The sequence below is a fragment of the bacterium genome, assembly GCA_035370465.1.
Lineage (GTDB): Bacteria > Ratteibacteria > UBA8468 > B48-G9 > JAFGKM01 > JAGGVW01.
This window is the reverse complement of sequence record DAOOVW010000102.1, coordinates 1-1,514: the sequence shown is the minus strand read 5'-3', so window position 1 is coordinate 1,514 and position 1,514 is coordinate 1. Positions and strand designations below refer to the sequence as shown.

At 30.2% G+C, this 1,514-nt stretch carries 1 protein-coding gene; it reads left to right on the top strand.

Annotated features, from left to right (window positions below; translation table 11 throughout):
• Nucleotides 1–11: 11 nt before the first annotated feature.
• Nucleotides 12–1,514 (top strand): AAA family ATPase (locus tag PLW95_08180; protein ID HOV22631.1); only part of this gene is annotated, 1,503 nt, incomplete at its 3' end.

Sequence of the window (1,514 nt, the reverse complement as noted above, 5' to 3'; positions counted from 1 at the left end):
CATTTTTAAGCATGAGTGGTTCTGATTTTGTTGAAATGTTTGTAGGTGTAGGAGCATCAATCTGTGGTGACGAAATGGTTTTAATTAAAGAAAATAATCAAGTTAAATTACAACCTATAAGTAAAGTAGTTGATAAATATTATAGAAAAAAAGGAGAGGGTTATCCAGTAGCAGTTTCAAATCTTGAAACACTTGGTTTTTATAAGGGAACAACCAATTTCTGGGGCTTTAAAAATAATTTAGACAAATTTTACTTTGGTGGTGCCAAATGGTCAAAAATAAAAAGCGTTTATAGACATAAAGTAGAAGAAATATATGAAATTCACTATCTTGGTGGAAAAATTAAAACAACAGGAGACCATAGTGTATTTGTTAGAGAAAAGAATTATATTGTAGCAAAACAAGTAAGGGACTTAAAAGAAGGAGATATACTTGTCAATATTCCTTTCAAAGTAAGAAGCAGTTTTATTCCAAATTATGGAACAACACATAAAATCATGTCTCATAAATTTGAAAAATGTGAGATAGAGAAAATATCTCTCTGGGAAAATGACAAAAAAATAGAAGAAAATTATCAATTCATTATGGAAAACAAAGGGAAAATACCCCAGGGGCAACTTGCAAAAAGAACTGGAGTTTCACAAACTACAATCAGCAACTGGCAAATGAAGAAATATTCCCCTGCTTCTCTTTCATTAGTTCTTAATACTTCAAGGAGAAAAATTCCAAAACAAATTGAAATTACTCCCTCTCTTTTATTGCTACTTGGATATTATACAGCAGAAGGGAGAACAACTCCTTATTATGTTCAATTTATTTTTGGTTCCCATGAAAAAGCACTGCATAAAGACACTATAAACCTAATGAAGGATATTTTTAATGTTGACCCACATCTTGAATATACATCTGATAACACATTAAGGATTACATATCATTCAAAGATATTAAGTGAGTTTTTTGAAAAAACTTGTGGTAATGGTTCTCATAACAAACATATCCCTGAATTTTTATGGAAATTACCCAAGGAATACTTTTTAAATTACTTAAAAGGATTTAGTAAAGGGGATGGATATATTTCAAAAGAAGGTAATTTGTCAATGTCTACTGTGAGCAAACAACTTGCATTGGAAATTTCATGGCTTTCTTCAATGCATAGTATTGGAGTTTCTTGCTATAAGAGAAAAAATAAAGAGGGTAGAGTTATTAAAAATAAACCAATAACTTGTGGAAGTTTCTGGACTATAAAAATTTCAAAAACATCATCTCCTTTTAATGAACATAACCAAAGTTCTTTTCAGTTTAAAAAACCAATTGTTAAAAAAATTGTTAAAAAACATTATGATGGTTTTGTATATGATTTTTGTGGTTGTGATAATGAAGGATTTTTTGCTGGAAACAAACCAATACTTGTTCATAACAGCAGAGTACGGGACCTCTTTCGGCAGGCAAAAAAAATGGCTCCATGTATTATTTTTATTGATGAAATAGATGCAGTAGGTAGACAACGTTTTGCC